This is a genomic window from Candidatus Borrarchaeum sp. (genome assembly GCF_019058535.1).
Taxonomy (GTDB): Archaea; Asgardarchaeota; Sifarchaeia; order Borrarchaeales; family Borrarchaeaceae; genus Borrarchaeum; species Borrarchaeum weybense.
This window is the reverse complement of sequence record NZ_JAHPYX010000135.1, coordinates 33,714-48,957: the sequence shown is the minus strand read 5'-3', so window position 1 is coordinate 48,957 and position 15,244 is coordinate 33,714. Positions and strand designations below refer to the sequence as shown.

Here is a 15,244-nt window from a genome sequence, read left to right as displayed (position 1 = left end):
TGGTGGAAAACGTTATATAAGTTGCTCAAAGCCTACGCCAAAACCACCAATATTAAACGAGACATCCGCAATAAACTCGTTCATTACCTCTACACCAATTTTCAAGTAGTATGTTATCAAAATGAGAATTTAGGCGCCTGGCAACGCCTGTGGGGTAGAAGAATGCTGTCAACCAGCCTCGGTGGAATCATTCGCATGCTTGAAATAAAGGTGCATACACCGGTGGAAATTGACCGTTTCTTCCCCTCCACAAAGACTTGTTCGCGTTGCGGTCATCAGCGCCCCATGAGTTTAGCCGAACGCACCTATGCATGTCACCACTGTGGTCTAGTGATAGACCGTGATTATAACAGCAGTTGTGTGCTAGAACACGAAGGGCGTAGGTTACTAGGTAGGGGACCTACCGAAGTCACGCCTGTGGAGACTAATACCTCTACCTTAATGTTGGAGTATCTGAATCAGATAGCCTACGTTGAGGCAAGTATGGTCGCAGAAACAGGAAGCCTCACCGCTTTAGCGTGAGGTAGTTCACTTCTCCTAAATGAGGGACTGTTTAGATTTATAAATTAGAAATGAAGAAATGCAAGTCGTTCGAGTATAAGTTTTACTAAAGCATTTTTTTGATCGTCCCATGTATTGTTTGAAATGAGTGTGTCAATTTCGGTATCAGATACATCGAAAGTCGTCTTTATTCTATTGAACTTTGATTCATCAATGTCCAAAACACTCAAGTCTAATTTACCGCCTAAATATCTATAAACCTCCTCTGCAACGGATTCAATATTCTCTGGAGAAGTTCCTACTAGTAATAAAGCACAATTCTTAGTCTTTGGCTTAAGTCCTAGAACTTTTACTGCAAGTTTTATCTGTCTTTGACCAGATGCATATATGAGAGATTCAATTGCTAACGATTTTGAGATATTTCGAGAATACAAGAATGCTTTGACTCCGTGGAGAGTTGCAAAAAATAGATGTTCCCATGTGGCAATCAAATCACTATCAAAAAGTTGGATTGTGACATTTTTTTCATTCCCCAGCCTTGTTATCTTTCCTAATAATTTGTCTATATTGAAAGGCTTTATACCTCGAAAGCCAGTCACTCCAACAAATTTAAAATGTAAATAATTAACCTCTAGAGACTTGATCAAGACATTTTTAGAATTCATTAGAGACCACATTATTAATTTGAAAACACTTAGTATGCCCGAATTAAAAGAGTTACATCAGAAGATACATTAGGAATTCTGGAGGAATGTATTTGGTGGAGTTCGTTACACCTTCATGGGACGAAATATATGATATAACTATCGAATTATATGAAAACCTATTACAAGATGGGTTCTTTCCTGATATTATTGTAGGGGTAGCAAGAGGAGGTTGGATTCCTGCTCGACTGCTTTCCGATTTTTCAGAAAATAATCTAACGGCGAATATAAAGATTGAATTCTACGCTGATATTAATCAAACTGAAGAAAAACCAAGAATTGTTCAACCCATCTCTGTATCAGTTGAAAAGAAAAAGGTACTATTATGTGATGATGTAGCTGATACTGGCGAGAGTCTACTGGCAGCCATTGACCATATAAAAGAATCTGGTGCATCAGATGTACGTGTAGCGGCCCTCTATATGAAGCCTTGGAGCAAATGCAACCCGGATTACTGGATCCTTGAAACCGATAAGTGGATAGTTTTTCCTTGGGAACGTAGAGAAACTATCACAAAACTCTATATGTCGTTAAAGGACGAAAATATGCCTTTAGATATTATTAAAAAAGAACTGATGCGAACGAATATCAAAGAGAAATATATCGAGAAATACCTTAAGTGGATTCAAAAGAGTTAATTCTAGTTAGTTAGAAGTTATTCCATATTTAATTGAAATAATATATTTGGAACAATCTTTATTTCAATTAAGAGATGAGCGCTACTAACAAGATTCATAAGGGTATTGACAGAAAATGGAAAGGCGGTTAGTTGCGTCCTTCCTAAAAAGTATATTCATTTCCTACTCGTTACTACCTTTTCTATATTTTATGAATTCTGCCGTCATAACTAATATTGCGGCTATGAGACCCCTATCTCGGGAAGCATCACTCTCTCCTTCTAGTAATTTTATCATAGCCTTCCATTTCGTTAATGCATCTATGTACACCTGAGCCACGTATAATCCTCCATGTGCGTAAACTACATTGATTACATAAATATCTTTTGTCTTCAACTTGTATCTAAGTGTTAAAAAATATTATAACAAGTACAATGGTTCTCCTAGTTTTCTAGGGAGGAGAAAAAACTTTATTGATTGCTAATTGTTATCAATATATTTCAAACAATGATCTAAGGCTCCATAATGTTTAAAAACTTGATCTTATTTCATCAACGAAATTCGCTCCAAAGATTGGCCAATTCTTGGTATAGTTCCGACGTTGATGCTCCAGTCCAATTAAAGATGTCAAATATTAAACTAATCACCAAGGCAAACATAAGAATTGCCATCCCAATTAACATAACCTCTTCAATCAAAGGCGAGCCTTTTTTGTTTCTTAAAAACTTTTTTAGCATTTTCTTTCCTTCTTTATTTTATTTTGGCTTTTAAACAGTACTTTGGGAAGGTTTTCATTATCAAAGTCTTCACTTGCAAAGAACAAGTAGATATAAAAACCTCGCTACTTTTTCCTAACTTGCTAATCTATTTGCAATCACGTCCATCTGTCCATAAAAAAAATGTATGATAAAATCATAATTTAGTTGTTTTAGAAAACGAGGTCTCCTCGCCGATAAAGTTAAATAGGGATAGATTTTCAGTCCCTTCCAATATGGTACCACCATTTAGATTGTAATGATAAAAATAAACAATAAATTTCACAAATGGTGAGAGAAATTATTAATCCTAAGAAATTAGCACTGTTGACTGTTGTGTTGCTATGTGGGGCAATTCTTTCTGTAAATACAACCACCGCACTCCAATATCAACAAAATAATGGAGTTAATGTTGAGAAAACTGTTAGTGAAGAAATCATAGGAACAGGCGACAGATTAAATGTAACGGTAACTATAAACAATGAAAACTCATTACCAATACGAAACGTAGAGTTAATTGATACCGTTCCAGACGCATTTCTTGTAGTTTCGGGTTCTTTAATTGAATTTTGGTCTAGTATTGATGCACTTGAAAGCATTAACCACACATACATCCTTGAAGCACGAAGTTCAGGCAATCATACGCTAGAAGCTGCTGAAATCAATTTCGAATTAACTGGAGAAAGTTTTACTGTGAGTTCAAACACGGTTGAAATTAGTATTGAAACGAAATTATGGACTCCTCCTCAGGGGTCAATTGAAAATCCATCAGCAATATTTTTAGGAGTATATATTTTGCCTGTAATAGGTTTATTCATTGGAGTAGTTATTATCGCCCGAAAAAAAAGTTAACAGAAACCTATAACTAGAGAGAAATACTAATCCCTTAAAGAAATGGGGGGCGTGTTATCACTCTTTTATAAGCTACAATAGTCCATTTGATTTAATCCCTTTGGCTTCAGAGTTTTGTTTTTAAACATAGTTGTTATGCAGATACATCTAATTAAAAAATTAGAAATAATAAAGATAGACAATGACAACGATTTTAGAAGGAATTCTTTCTAGAAAGAGACAAAATTCATCAAGAATAATACGATCAACTAATGAGGTTACAATATGATTGTAATACCTGGCCCTGCGTCACAGATTTTAGGATTTAAAATAGGAAATTTGCTAAAAGCAAAAGTAGTGCCTTTGGACTATAAGCGGTTTCCAGATGGGGAAGCTTACATAAGAATCGATGGAGATATTCAAGGTGAACATGTAGCGGTTGTTCAATCTACATTTCCTACTGATCCGCATCTTATTGAACTTTTTTTGCTTCTAGATACAGTAAAGGAATTAGCTGCGTCCAAAATAACTGCGATCGTTCCATATCTTGCCTATGCACGACAAGATAAAAGATTCAGACCTGGAGAGGCAATAAGTATAAAGACAATTATCCGTTTGATTGAAAATATTGGCGTGGACGAACTTTATACGATTAATATTCACGAAGATGCGGTATTGAGTGAATTTAAAATGCCCATAATCAATCTAAGCGCTATGAATGCTATTGGAACTTATCTAAAAAAGTATGATTTGAAAGACCCATATATTGTATCTCCTGATCAAGGAGCAGAATTCTTGGCAAAAGAAGTAGCAGAAACGCTCCATGCAGATGTTAGTAGCTGCTTCAAAAAAAGAGATCTTATTACTGGAGAAATTGAAACAGAAGTAGTGAAACTTAATGTTAAAGGGCGTGATACGGTTATAATAGATGATATTATTTCAACAGGCGGTACAATTGTAAATGCTGCGAAAATGCTAAAGGCACAAGGGGCGAGAAGGGTTTTTGTAGGGGCAACACATGCTTTACTTATCCAAAATGCACGAACGCGTATCATGCAAGCACAAGTTGAAGAAATTATTGGAACAGACTCCGTTCTAAGTGAAGTAAGTAAAATTTCAGTTGCATCACTCATTGCAGATGCCCTTACATAGATACTCTATTTAGATTATTCTGAAGCATTAACTGTCTTTGAAAATTAGGTTGCGATATTTGAAACAATTAATAAAGAAATGGTCTCAAATGGCCTCAAGAGATTTATTTTTTGTATTAAACGGAGAATATCCAAAATTAGCTTTTTCAGAAGCCATATCTATTCTACAGGCTACCGAAAGACAATATTCAAACTTCACAAAATTTGATCAACTCATGAAAATCTCTACTTCAATGGATAGTGTCCAGGTGATAGCTCGGAGAAGTGCACTTGTGCACCGTTGCTGTGCCTATTTTTTTGAATCAGATGATACTTTTGAGGAGATCATTGAAACCGCAAAAGAAATGATAGTCGATAATTCGCTCATATTTGGAAAGAGTTTTGCTGTGCGTATAAAACGCATAAAGAACTATGGAGCGCATATTGATAAAGTAGAACTTGAGCGACAACTTGGGGCAGTACTTTTTAATCACTTAGAACAGATAAACAAAGTGATGAAGGTTAACCTTGAAAATCCCGATATCACATTTTATGGAATATTTACAGAAAATAAGTTTTTCTTCGGATTAAACCTTTGGAAATCAGAGACTTATTTCCAGAGATTTGATAAACGAAGGGGACATAAGAGGGAGTTTTTTCATCCAGGTACATTAGAACCTCGTTTATCTAGGGTATTGGTTAATCTTTCACGCGCAAAAGATGATAAGTTGTTTCTGGATCCTTTTTCCGGTAGTGGTGGAATCCTCATCGAAGCGGGGTTAATAGGAGCAACCATCTTAGGATGTGATGTTCAAAAAACGATGGTAAAAGGCGCATCCGTTAATTTAAAGCAGTTTAATCTATCTGGTAACTTAATTTGCGCAGATGCACGTCAACTTCCCTTTAAGGATGATATTTATGCAATTGCTACGGACCCTCCCTACGGAAGATCATCTACTACAAAAGGTATAGAATTAAACAAGTTAATTCAATCTTTTCTTGGATCTGCAACGAATATTCTGCAAAAAAAGAGGTATATTTGTATCTGTACCCCTACTCATATAAATCTTCAAACGATAGCAAATGAGATTGGACTTAAAACTGTAGAACTCCACAAGATGCGAGTTCATAAAAGTTTAACACGAATAATTGGCGTTTTTCAGAATTAGATTGGAGCAACTAGAATGAAAATTGTTTTCTTGGGTACTGGTGCTGCCGTCCCCTCGAAAACGAGGAAACTGTCAAGTATTGCCATTATAAGGAAAAATTCAGGCGAAATTCTCATATTTGACGCTGGAGAGGGAATGCAGTACCAACTCATTAATGCTCAACTCAATATAATGAAAATCTCAAAAGTTTTCATCAGTCATCTTCATGGAGATCATATATTCGGCCTGCCTGGGTTGATTCTTACTCTCAGAATGTATCAAAGAACAAAACCTTTGCATCTTTATGGTCCTCCTGGTATAAAACAATATCTGGCTGCTGTGAATTCTATAGCAGGTGTGCTAGATACACAATTTGAACTTAGCATAAGTGAGATAGGAGAAGGGATTGTAATTGAAGAGAAAGAGTATGTAGTTGAGTCTACTTTAGCAGATCATGGAATTGATACATTTGCATTCTCTATTGTTGAAAAACCATATCCGGGTAAGTTTTTTCCAGAAAAAGCAAGAGAACTTGGAATTCCTGAGGGACAATTATGGGCAAAATTAAAGGCAGGAGAGAATATTCAATTACCAGATGGGAGAGTTATCAATTCCTCCGAAGTTGTTGGACCTTCAAGACCTGGGAGAAAAGTCACTTACTCAGTTGACACACGTCCAACAAAATCTATTGTCTTATTAAGCAAAAATAGTGATGTTTTGATTCACGAGGCAACTTTTGATGATTCTCTTTTAGAAAAGGCTATCCAGACAGGACATGCTACAGCAGGGGAAGCCGCTAAGATAGCAAAAGATGCAAAGGTCAAGCAGTTAATCTTAACACATATCAGTACACGATACAAAGATACTTCGATTCTTTATGAGCAAGCTACAAAGATTTTTCCAAATACGATAATTGCACATGATTTTTTGGAAATTGCATTAAAAGATAGAAAATAGAATGGAAAGTAGGTTTCAAAGATATATATCAAAATTTGATAAGGAAGCAGAAATTTAACATAATGAGACAACTTTTTAAATCCATTACACATCGTTGTATGTACCAGTTTTTTTTGTGGAGGAAAATCTTTGAGCGTAGACCCCTTTATTGTCCGAACTTTAGTATTTTCGTTTGGATTTATAGCAGTCATCCTTATTCTTGCGTATCAAGTACTTTCAGAGGATGAAGCTGCGGAAAAATGAATTTATTTATAAATAATCCATTGTCAAATTCTTTATGCGTTTTTCCAACTTTATGCACGGTTAGTGGCATTTATCTATTTTTTGACGTTACATTTCTTAACAATTCACGCCTAAAAACTAGGTAAATCATTTCGATTCTGAAACTTTGGTGTGTAGAATTTGCAAGACTCGGTTAACTCGCAAAATAGTTTTAATCTGCTTCACAAAGAAATACAAAAAACTATACAGAAGTATAACTTTGTACAGCCGACCCCAATACAAAATGAAGCCATACCTAAAGTTTTAGAGGGAAAAAACCTATTATTAATTGCACCCACAGGTACAGGAAAGACGGAAGCGTCGATATTTCCTATTTTTGAAACATTATTTCAAGAAAACAGAAATAAACTCATTAGAGGAATACAAGTTCTCTATATAACGCCATTAAAAGCCCTCAATCGCGATATTTTCCGCCGCTTAATCGAAATGGGGCAAGATCTCGGGCTTGATATACAGATAAGACATGGAGATACAAGTTCTAATGCTAGACGAAAGCAAGCATTAAAACCTCCACATATTCTTATTACAACGCCTGAGACCCTTCAATCGATCTTACCTGCGAAAAGGATGGGGATGCACCTAAAAAATGTAAAAGTCGTTATCGTAGACGAGATCCACGAAATTGTTGAAAGTAAGCGTGCCACTCAGTTAAGTGTTGGACTTGAAAGATTGAGAGATCGTACAGAAAGAGAATTTCAAATTCTCGGACTTTCTGCAACGATCGGTAACCCAGAACGTGTGGCAAGATTCTTGGCTGGAATAGGGAGATCAATTGAGACGGTTAAAACTGACACAGAAAAGAAATTTGAAATTACTATTGAAAATCCATTAGCTACAGATGAAGATCGATCTCTCGCTAAAAAGTTATATACCACTGCCGAAACTGCTGCTAGGATAAATAGGATTGCATATCATATAGAAAACAATAACTCTGTACTTTGTTTCACAAATACTCGTGACCATGCCGAAATGCTTTCTAGCCATTTAAGACTACTTGACCCTGATTTTAATTATGCCATTCATCATGGTTCTTTATCGAGAGACGTGAGAATCCAAGCAGAAGAGGAATTCAAGTCACAAGAACTAAAAGCAATTGTTTGCACATCATCTCTTGAACTCGGTATAGACGTAGGCAGCGTCGATAAAGTCCTTCAGTTAATGAGTCCAAGGCAGGTATCAAAACTAATTCAGCGAGTAGGGAGAGCAGGGCACAAGATCGGTGAGGTTTCAAGGGGCACGATCATTACTATGGACTTTGATGACATTGCAGAGTCTATAGTAATAGTCTCAAAAGCACTGAAAAACGAGCTTGAAGACATTTTAATTCATGAAAACGCACTAGATGTATTATCGCATCAGATTGCTGGAATAGTCATGGATAAGCGGGAAGTAACTATAAATGAGGTAGAGCAGATTATAGGAAGAGCATATCCTTATGCAAATCTTGACAAGGAACTATTAAACAAAACAATTGATCTAATGCTCCAACTAAAACTTATCTGGGAAAATAATGGGATTCTGAAGAGAAGTCGTAAAACTTTGCTATTTTATTATAAGAGAGTTTCTACGATTCCTGATGTTGGTCAGCGTTGGCAAGTTATTGATATAACCACAAATCGACCAATTGGCACTCTTGATAATGAATTCGTTGCAACTAAAGCGAAACTGGGAACTGTTTTCATAGTTAGGGGTAGGCCTTGGAAAATTCTTAATCTTAATGAAAACAAAATTGAAGTTACACCCGCACCAGATCCCACTGGTGCTATTCCTGGATGGGTAGGAGAGTTAATTCCTGTTCCTTATCAAGTCGCACAAGAAGTGGGAGAATTAAGGCATAGATTAGAACAAGCATATCAAAATAATGGGGACACTGACGCCATCTTGGATGAATATCAGCTTTCTTCTAATGTCAAAGAAATCATTTTGAATACAAATATACAACAGATTGAAAGTGATGTTCCAATTCCAACTCATAAGCGAATTGTAATAGAAGCCTTTGGAGACTACATAATTATTCATTGTTGTTTCGGAAGTAAAATCAATGAGACAATAGGGGAACTACTTTCCGCATTGCTTACTACCGAAATGGGTTCCAATGTTGTGATGCGTTCGTCACCATATACAATTCAACTCCAACTGCCAACCCGAATAAATCCTAAAATAATTCCAGAGTTACTTAAAAACCCGGAACATGTGGATCATATCTTGGATCTCTCTCTAAGTCGATCATCTCTGTTTTTATGGAGGTTTAGCCAAGTTGCGCAACGCTTCGGAATTATCGATAAGGGGGCTGAATTCCATTCAACTCTAATTGAAAAAATAGTTCATGCATATAGAGATACTACGGCAGTTATAGAGACATTGAGAGAAATAAAGTTAGAAAAACTTGATATTCCGAACACAAAAAAGATTCTATCCCAAATTTCCAATGGTCTCACTACTATTGACATCGTTCAAAAAGGTTCTATTGAATTTGGATCTCCATTTTCTCTTCTAGCTCTTAGGAATGCAAAGTCAGGTAGTTATGTTAAGTCAGCACGACCTGAAGCAGTATTGATAGAGGCAGTAAAAAACAAGATAAATGAAAAGCGCATTAAACTCGTCTGTATGCACTGTGGACAATGGGAAAGTGTTAGACAGGTTAAATATTTGCCTGATGAAAGATTAAAATGCCCAAAATGCAAAAGTGTTTTTATAGCGGTCGTTTTTTCCAGAAATACAGCCTTGAAGACAGCATTAAGACATCAAAAAGCGAAAATGAAATTGACAATCGAGGATAAGAAAGAAATTAAGCGTGGAGGCAAGAGTTCAGTACTTGTAGAGGCATATGGCAAAAAAGCGATTATTGCACTTGCTAGTAGAGGAATTGGTCCTCAAACAGCATCTCGTATTCTTGCAAGAAAATTTAATTCAGAACATGACTTTTATAAAGCATTATGGAACGCCGAGAAAGAATTCGCACGTACGAGGGCATTCTGGGATGACTTATAGTACCCTAGAGCACCCTAAAGTTAGAAGGATGAAAAGAAAATGCAAAAGGAGACATGGGTCAATAAGATACAATGTTGCGCCCAACTTGCTGCAGCACTAGAACTTAGTGGTTGGCCAAAGCCTGGGAATGTACATAGGACTGCAGATTTCGCAGATACTCGATATGAACACTATTTAGCTGGTGCTGTGGCTATAGGTCCTGCAATTGCAAGAGCAGCATCTCAGGGTGTAAAATTACAGAAAGGAGAGATTCAAACTTCAGATGTAGGCATAGGCAGATGGATTCTTCAGGGCATCCGTGACGTAAAGCAGTGGAATGAACCGAATACAAACCTTGGCATGCTAATACTGATGGTTCCATTAGCAACTGCTGCGGGAACGTTAATTGAAAAAAGAGAATTCGAAATTGAGTTATTAAGAAAACAGTTTAATCATATTGTTCGGGCGACAACTCCTCAAGATGCTCTTGACCTCTACCAAGCAATAGCAACGGTGTCTCCTGGAGGTATGGGGAAAGTTGATGATGAAGCAGACGTTACTGATGAGAATACTTGGAATATATTGAAGGAAAGGGAAATCACACTTTTTAGAACAATGGAAATCTCTCAAGAATGGGATACAATTTCCAAAGAATTTGTTACCGCACTCGAACTTTCTTTGGGAAAAGGATATCCGTTTTTTAGGCAAACATATGTGTCTACAAAGGATGTGAATATAACAACGGTGCATACATTTCTGTTTCTACTTTCAAGCAAACCAGATACACTAATTCAAAGGAAATTAGGCAATGAAGCAGCGATGCAAGTATCCTACAAAGCAAAAGAAGTACTTGAAATGGGAGGGCTTCTGACACAAAAAGGGACCGATGCTCTCCATCACTTCGACAGAAGTTTACGAGACTCTGAGAACAGATATAACCCGGGCACAACAGCTGATCTTATATCGGTTATATTGATGGTCAATTTAATGCAAGGAATGAAGATAATTTAGATATATTCTAAGATGTCATTATGAGTCTCATTTCGTCTAATCGTCTTTTTTGAATGATTTAAGTCACTTCTTAGTAGAAAATTCATTTTATATAAAGTTGGTATTCTTTGTATTCCACCTAAAAAAGTATAAAGTTTATATATCCTCACAAATTGTCTAATATTTTTGAATACGGAATGTTGGTGAACCTCTATGGAACTAAGGAAATTACAGCAAACTGGTGGTGCTGATGGAACGTACCTAATTTCATTACCAAAAGATTGGGTTAATAAAAGTGATTTAAAACGTGGAGATGTACTCTATATCATTGAGCGAGGGGATGGCTCACTAGTTCTATCACCTCAAGCTGAAAGCATTAATAAGTTAACCGAGTCTACAATCCCGCTTGAGCAAAATATTAGACGAAGCATTTTAAGCGCCTATTTATTAGGTTTTGATAAAATCAAAGTAACCTCTAACACCCGACTTACCCCCGAAGAACGAGAAAATGTTAAGAAAATCGTAAGACGATTGGTTGGCGTGGAGATAGTAGAAGAATCGTCCTCTGAAATATTATTACAGGCATTAATCGCACCTACTGGTGTACAAATTGATCAAACATTTAGGAGGATTTATTTACTCGCAAATAAAATGCACAAAGATGCATTAGTCGCGTTCTTTGAGAATGATATCAAACTTGCTCAAAATGTGATCGAGCGAGATGATGAAGTTGATCGCTTTTATTTTTTAGCAGTCAGACAACTTAGAGCAGTAATTCAAAAGCCATCTCTTTCTGAAAGAATGAATGTTAGCCCAGTTGAATGTCTAGACTATCGAGTACTAGCAAAAAGTCTAGAAAGTCTTGCAGATCGTGCTGTTGAAATTGCTGAAAAGGTTTTGTTACTAGAAACCTATGATCGTGGCGAATATAAACAAATCTTCGAACCATTTAAATCATTGAATGAATTTGTTGTTAAGATGCACCAACAAGCATTTAATGCTGTTTTAAACAAAGACCCAATCCTTGCAGATAAAATTCTTGTAATGCGGAAACAATTTTTAAAACAATATGAAAAAGTAGAGACCGTTCTGGTAAAACAAACTCCTAAACAGCCAATAGATTTATTTCTAGATCTAAAAGATATACTTGAAATTGAGGATATTATTAGCGAAATTGCTCTTGATATAGCGGACTTAGTTTCGGAGTGAAATAGGTTCGTAGATGGATTTTGTCGAGGTATCTTTTAAATAAAGAAAAGAATATAACTCTAAGTAAACTATAGAATATCAAGAAATCAGGAGCAACTTGTTAGTATGACTAATCATATTAAATCGAAAGCTACGGAATTTTTGAAAGAGTTTGTTCTTTCGGGATATCAAATTGGTTCGGATGTTCTTGAACTTCTAATGTCAAAAGAGAATCCAGAAAATCTAATTAAAACAATCATTGAAAAAGCTAATGAATTACCTAAGAGTCCTTTAGTAATCACAAAAGAGTTCTTAACCTCCATAGAGCCATCGACTAAAGGGAAGATGCGTTCGATAGGAACAGAAATGTTCAAGAAAGATTTCGAAATCGCGGCACCTGTAATTAAAAGGGATACAATACTCGCAAATGACCAAGAAATAACTTTAATAGATGCTAAGGAAGTTGAAGCAGAAATCGTGATAATAAAAACACCAAACATAATAAAAACTGCTGTAAAAAACCCAATTGAACATTTAGCTAACCTTTTTCATTCAAGATATGTTAAACTTAAAAAACTCCTTCTTAAACGAAGTGATACACAAAATTATGTTCCAATAGCTGAATTACATAGTTCTGACGAATGGGAAGATTTCCATATTATAGGCATGTTAGTTTCAAGACGCGAGACTAAAAAAGGCGGATACTCCTTAGAAATTGATGATCCTACTGGGACACTCCAAGTGATTGTTCCTAGAAATGAGGAAAACTTAGTACACAAAACTGAACGATTATTAGATGATCAAGTTATTTGCATTCATGGCACAACGCGTAACAAAATGTTTCTAGTAAAGGATATACTGCTTCCTGAGATCCCAACAACACATTCATGGAAGGGTGCACCGATTCCTATATGCGCTGCGCTGATTTCTGATTTACATATAGGGTCTATGAAATTTTTAGATAGGGCTTTTGAGCAATTCTTTTCATGGTTAAAGGGGGAAGTGGGTGGTAGAAAGGAGAAAACGCTTGGTCGAAGCGTCAAGTATCTACTCATTGCTGGTGATCTTGTTGAAGGGATAGGGATCTTTCCAAACCAAGAAAAAGAACTATTAATCAAAGATATCTACCAGCAATATAAAGAGGTTAGTAAATTCCTTGAACAAATACCACAACATATCGAAATCATCATAATACCTGGAAACCACGATGCAACCCGTCAAGCATTACCTCAACCACCAATTCCTAAAGAATTTGCAGAGGAATTATACGAAATGCCAAATGTACAAGTTCTTGGAAGTCCTACATACGTTTCTATTCATAATGTAAAAGTCCTACTTGATCATGGCAGATCTCTTGATGATGTAGTTGAAAGCATTCCAACCGTTGCCACTGAATCTCCTGATAAAGCAATGGTAGAATTATTGAAAGCACGACATTTAGCTCCGCGCTGGGGTGGAAAAACTACACTAGCACACGAATCTAATGACTTCTTAGTCATCGAAGATGTACCAGACATATTTCATGCAGGACATACACATACGAACGGAGTCACTATGTATCGAGGTGTAACAGTCGTTAATTCAGGGGCTTTCCAAGCACAAACGAATTATCAAAAGAAATTAAATATCAATCCAACTCCAGGCATAGTCCCTATAATAAATTTACACACAAAAAAGGTAACAGAAATAAATTTTAACTAAACTATGGGCGAAGTAAAGTAGGTACGAAGTCAATTACTTGTTTTAATCTGCCAGTTTTATCTTCTTCGACTAGTACTTTTTTCACCTGTTCTTGAGGGATGCTTAATTGCATTCGTCTGGTGCGCCCATACCTTCCACGGCTTATCTCCTGTGCGGAAATAATTCCATGCATAATAAGTTCATTAACAAAATCACTGATTCGACGTAGGGTTAATCTATCCAAACCTACAATCCCACAAATTTCGGAATATACATCATAAACGTCTCCACTAAAGATTTCCTTTTTACCGTTGACTTCTAACAAATAAATACTATGCAGAACGGTTTTCGATTGGATTGGAAGCGTCTCTAAGAAAGTGTTAATAGTCTTTTGTTCAATATGGTTTCGTGCCTGCTTCACATGATCCTCTGTAACCTTGTTGAGTTTTTGTGTTTCGGCAAGCTCTCCACTAACCTTCAACAAATGTAATGCTCTTCTTGCATCACCATGTTCCCTAGCCCCAATTGCAGCGCAGAGTGTGATAACACCGTAATCATAGACTCCGGGATGAAATGCCATTTTAGCTCGCTGTTCTAGAATAGTTTGTAGTTCCGTAGCTTTATATGGTGCAAAAAATAATTCTTCTTCACTTAAACTGCTTAAAACTCTAGGATCAATTTGGCTCTTAAATCTAAGATCATTAGTAATACCAATTAAACTAACCCGTGCCCGTTCCAAATCTACCTTCATGCGAGTAAGGTCATATAGGACATCATTCCCGCTTTTATTGACAAGTTTGTCTACTTCATCAAGAATGATAATCATTAATTGCTCAGCTGAATCCAAACCGTCTCTAAATCTAGAATAAACTTCATCGGTCGGCAATCCTGTAAAGGGGACTTCAATGTCAATTTTCTTGCATAATTTTCTTAGTATACTATAGTTTGTGCTGAACTGATTACAATTAATATAGGAAGGAATAAGGGGCATATTTGTTCCTCTTCCCTTGGATGCTATTGCCCTTAACACCAACCGAGCTACTGCTGTTTTTCCTGCTCCCGTTTTGCCATAGAGGAAGATGTTAGAGGGTGTACCACCTCTTAATGCTGATATAAGAATAGAAACCATTCTATCAAGATGTTTATCCCTATGTGGGAGTTCATCGGGCACAAAAGAATGGTTTAGCGCTTCTCTGTTTTTAAATATCTGTGGAGCTTCTAAATATTTGTCAATCATCGCATCAACTTTCGGGGACGGTGTATCCAATGTTTTAGCCTCCATATTTTAATGGGCTGACTGAACCTTTATTTCTTGTGGAAATTATGGCATTTCCATTTTAAAAGCGATAGCTGTCATCATGGTATTACCATTTAAAAAGACACAAGAAGTATCTGATGGTGCAATATGAGTGCGTAGTGTCAGGTTTTGTTTTTTAGGTTATTTAAAAGTTACTGAGGTAAAATTTTAAAGCCGATAAAAAAACTGAAGAA

The 15,244-nt window shown here is 36.3% G+C and carries 14 protein-coding genes; 10 read left to right on the top strand and 4 right to left on the bottom strand.

All coding sequences use genetic code 11. The annotated features are described in order from the left end of the window. Window positions 1–162 precede the first annotated feature (162 nt). On the top strand, window positions 163–522 hold the full coding sequence (locus QVB70_RS07925; RefSeq protein ID WP_287585146.1) for a zinc ribbon domain-containing protein: 360 nt from the start codon (window positions 163–165) through the stop codon (window positions 520–522). A gap of 44 nt (window positions 523–566) precedes the next feature. Here the strand turns inward: QVB70_RS07925 and cgi121 are convergent, their stop codons facing one another. Further along, window positions 567–1,166: a KEOPS complex subunit Cgi121 gene (gene cgi121 / locus QVB70_RS07920; protein WP_287585144.1), complete on the bottom strand. Its 600-nt coding sequence runs from the start codon at window positions 1,164–1,166 to the stop codon at window positions 567–569. A 95-nt stretch (window positions 1,167–1,261) separates the two neighbouring features. On the opposite strand from cgi121, the gene QVB70_RS07915 reads away from it, so the two are divergent. Beyond that, complete coding sequence (locus QVB70_RS07915; protein ID WP_287585154.1) at window positions 1,262–1,843, top strand: phosphoribosyltransferase; 582 nt, start codon at window positions 1,262–1,264, stop codon at window positions 1,841–1,843. 162 nt (window positions 1,844–2,005) lie between these two features. Here the strand turns inward: QVB70_RS07915 and QVB70_RS07910 are convergent, their stop codons facing one another. Both QVB70_RS07910 and QVB70_RS07905 read right to left on the bottom strand, forming a co-directional pair. Next, complete coding sequence (locus QVB70_RS07910; RefSeq protein ID WP_287585143.1) at window positions 2,006–2,161, bottom strand: hypothetical protein; 156 nt, start codon at window positions 2,159–2,161, stop codon at window positions 2,006–2,008. A gap of 212 nt (window positions 2,162–2,373) precedes the next feature. Then, window positions 2,374–2,559, bottom strand: a complete 186-nt coding sequence (locus QVB70_RS07905; RefSeq protein WP_287585142.1) for a hypothetical protein — start codon at window positions 2,557–2,559, stop codon at window positions 2,374–2,376. A gap of 306 nt (window positions 2,560–2,865) precedes the next feature. Here QVB70_RS07905 and QVB70_RS07900 point away from each other — a divergent pair, with 306 nt between their 5' ends. The 8 genes from QVB70_RS07900 to QVB70_RS07865 all read left to right on the top strand — a co-directional run bounded on the left by QVB70_RS07900 (window position 2,866) and on the right by QVB70_RS07865 (window position 13,774). Beyond that, window positions 2,866–3,429, top strand: coding sequence for a BatD family protein (locus QVB70_RS07900; RefSeq protein ID WP_287585140.1), 564 nt, complete (start codon window positions 2,866–2,868; stop codon window positions 3,427–3,429). 264 nt (window positions 3,430–3,693) lie between these two features. Further along, window positions 3,694–4,560, top strand: coding sequence for a ribose-phosphate diphosphokinase (locus QVB70_RS07895; RefSeq protein WP_287585139.1), 867 nt, complete (start codon window positions 3,694–3,696; stop codon window positions 4,558–4,560). A gap of 58 nt (window positions 4,561–4,618) precedes the next feature. Next, window positions 4,619–5,707: a THUMP domain-containing protein gene (locus tag QVB70_RS07890; protein WP_287585137.1), complete on the top strand. Its 1,089-nt coding sequence runs from the start codon at window positions 4,619–4,621 to the stop codon at window positions 5,705–5,707. 15 nt (window positions 5,708–5,722) lie between these two features. Continuing rightward, window positions 5,723–6,643: a ribonuclease Z gene (locus QVB70_RS07885; protein WP_287585135.1), complete on the top strand. Its 921-nt coding sequence runs from the start codon at window positions 5,723–5,725 to the stop codon at window positions 6,641–6,643. A 402-nt stretch (window positions 6,644–7,045) separates the two neighbouring features. After that, entirely contained in the window at window positions 7,046–9,916 is a 2,871-nt protein-coding gene (locus QVB70_RS07880; RefSeq protein ID WP_287585133.1) for a DEAD/DEAH box helicase, read from the top strand. Window positions 9,917–9,955: 39 nt separating this feature from the next. Next, window positions 9,956–10,906 carry a triphosphoribosyl-dephospho-CoA synthase gene (locus QVB70_RS07875; protein WP_287585131.1) on the top strand — a complete coding sequence of 317 codons (951 nt, stop codon included), beginning with the start codon at window positions 9,956–9,958 and terminating at the stop codon, window positions 10,904–10,906. A 192-nt stretch (window positions 10,907–11,098) separates the two neighbouring features. Beyond that, entirely contained in the window at window positions 11,099–12,094 is a 996-nt protein-coding gene (locus tag QVB70_RS07870) for a phosphate uptake regulator PhoU (protein ID WP_287585129.1), read from the top strand. A gap of 105 nt (window positions 12,095–12,199) precedes the next feature. Beyond that, complete coding sequence (locus QVB70_RS07865) at window positions 12,200–13,774, top strand: DNA-directed DNA polymerase II small subunit (protein WP_287585127.1); 1,575 nt, start codon at window positions 12,200–12,202, stop codon at window positions 13,772–13,774. A 1-nt stretch (window position 13,775) separates the two neighbouring features. Here QVB70_RS07865 and QVB70_RS07860 read toward each other — a convergent pair whose 3' ends face one another. Beyond that, the gene (locus QVB70_RS07860; protein WP_287585126.1) at window positions 13,776–15,020 is read right to left on the bottom strand and encodes an ORC1-type DNA replication protein; all 1,245 of its coding nucleotides are present in this window, start codon (window positions 15,018–15,020) and stop codon (window positions 13,776–13,778) included. Window positions 15,021–15,244: the final 224 nt, after the last annotated feature.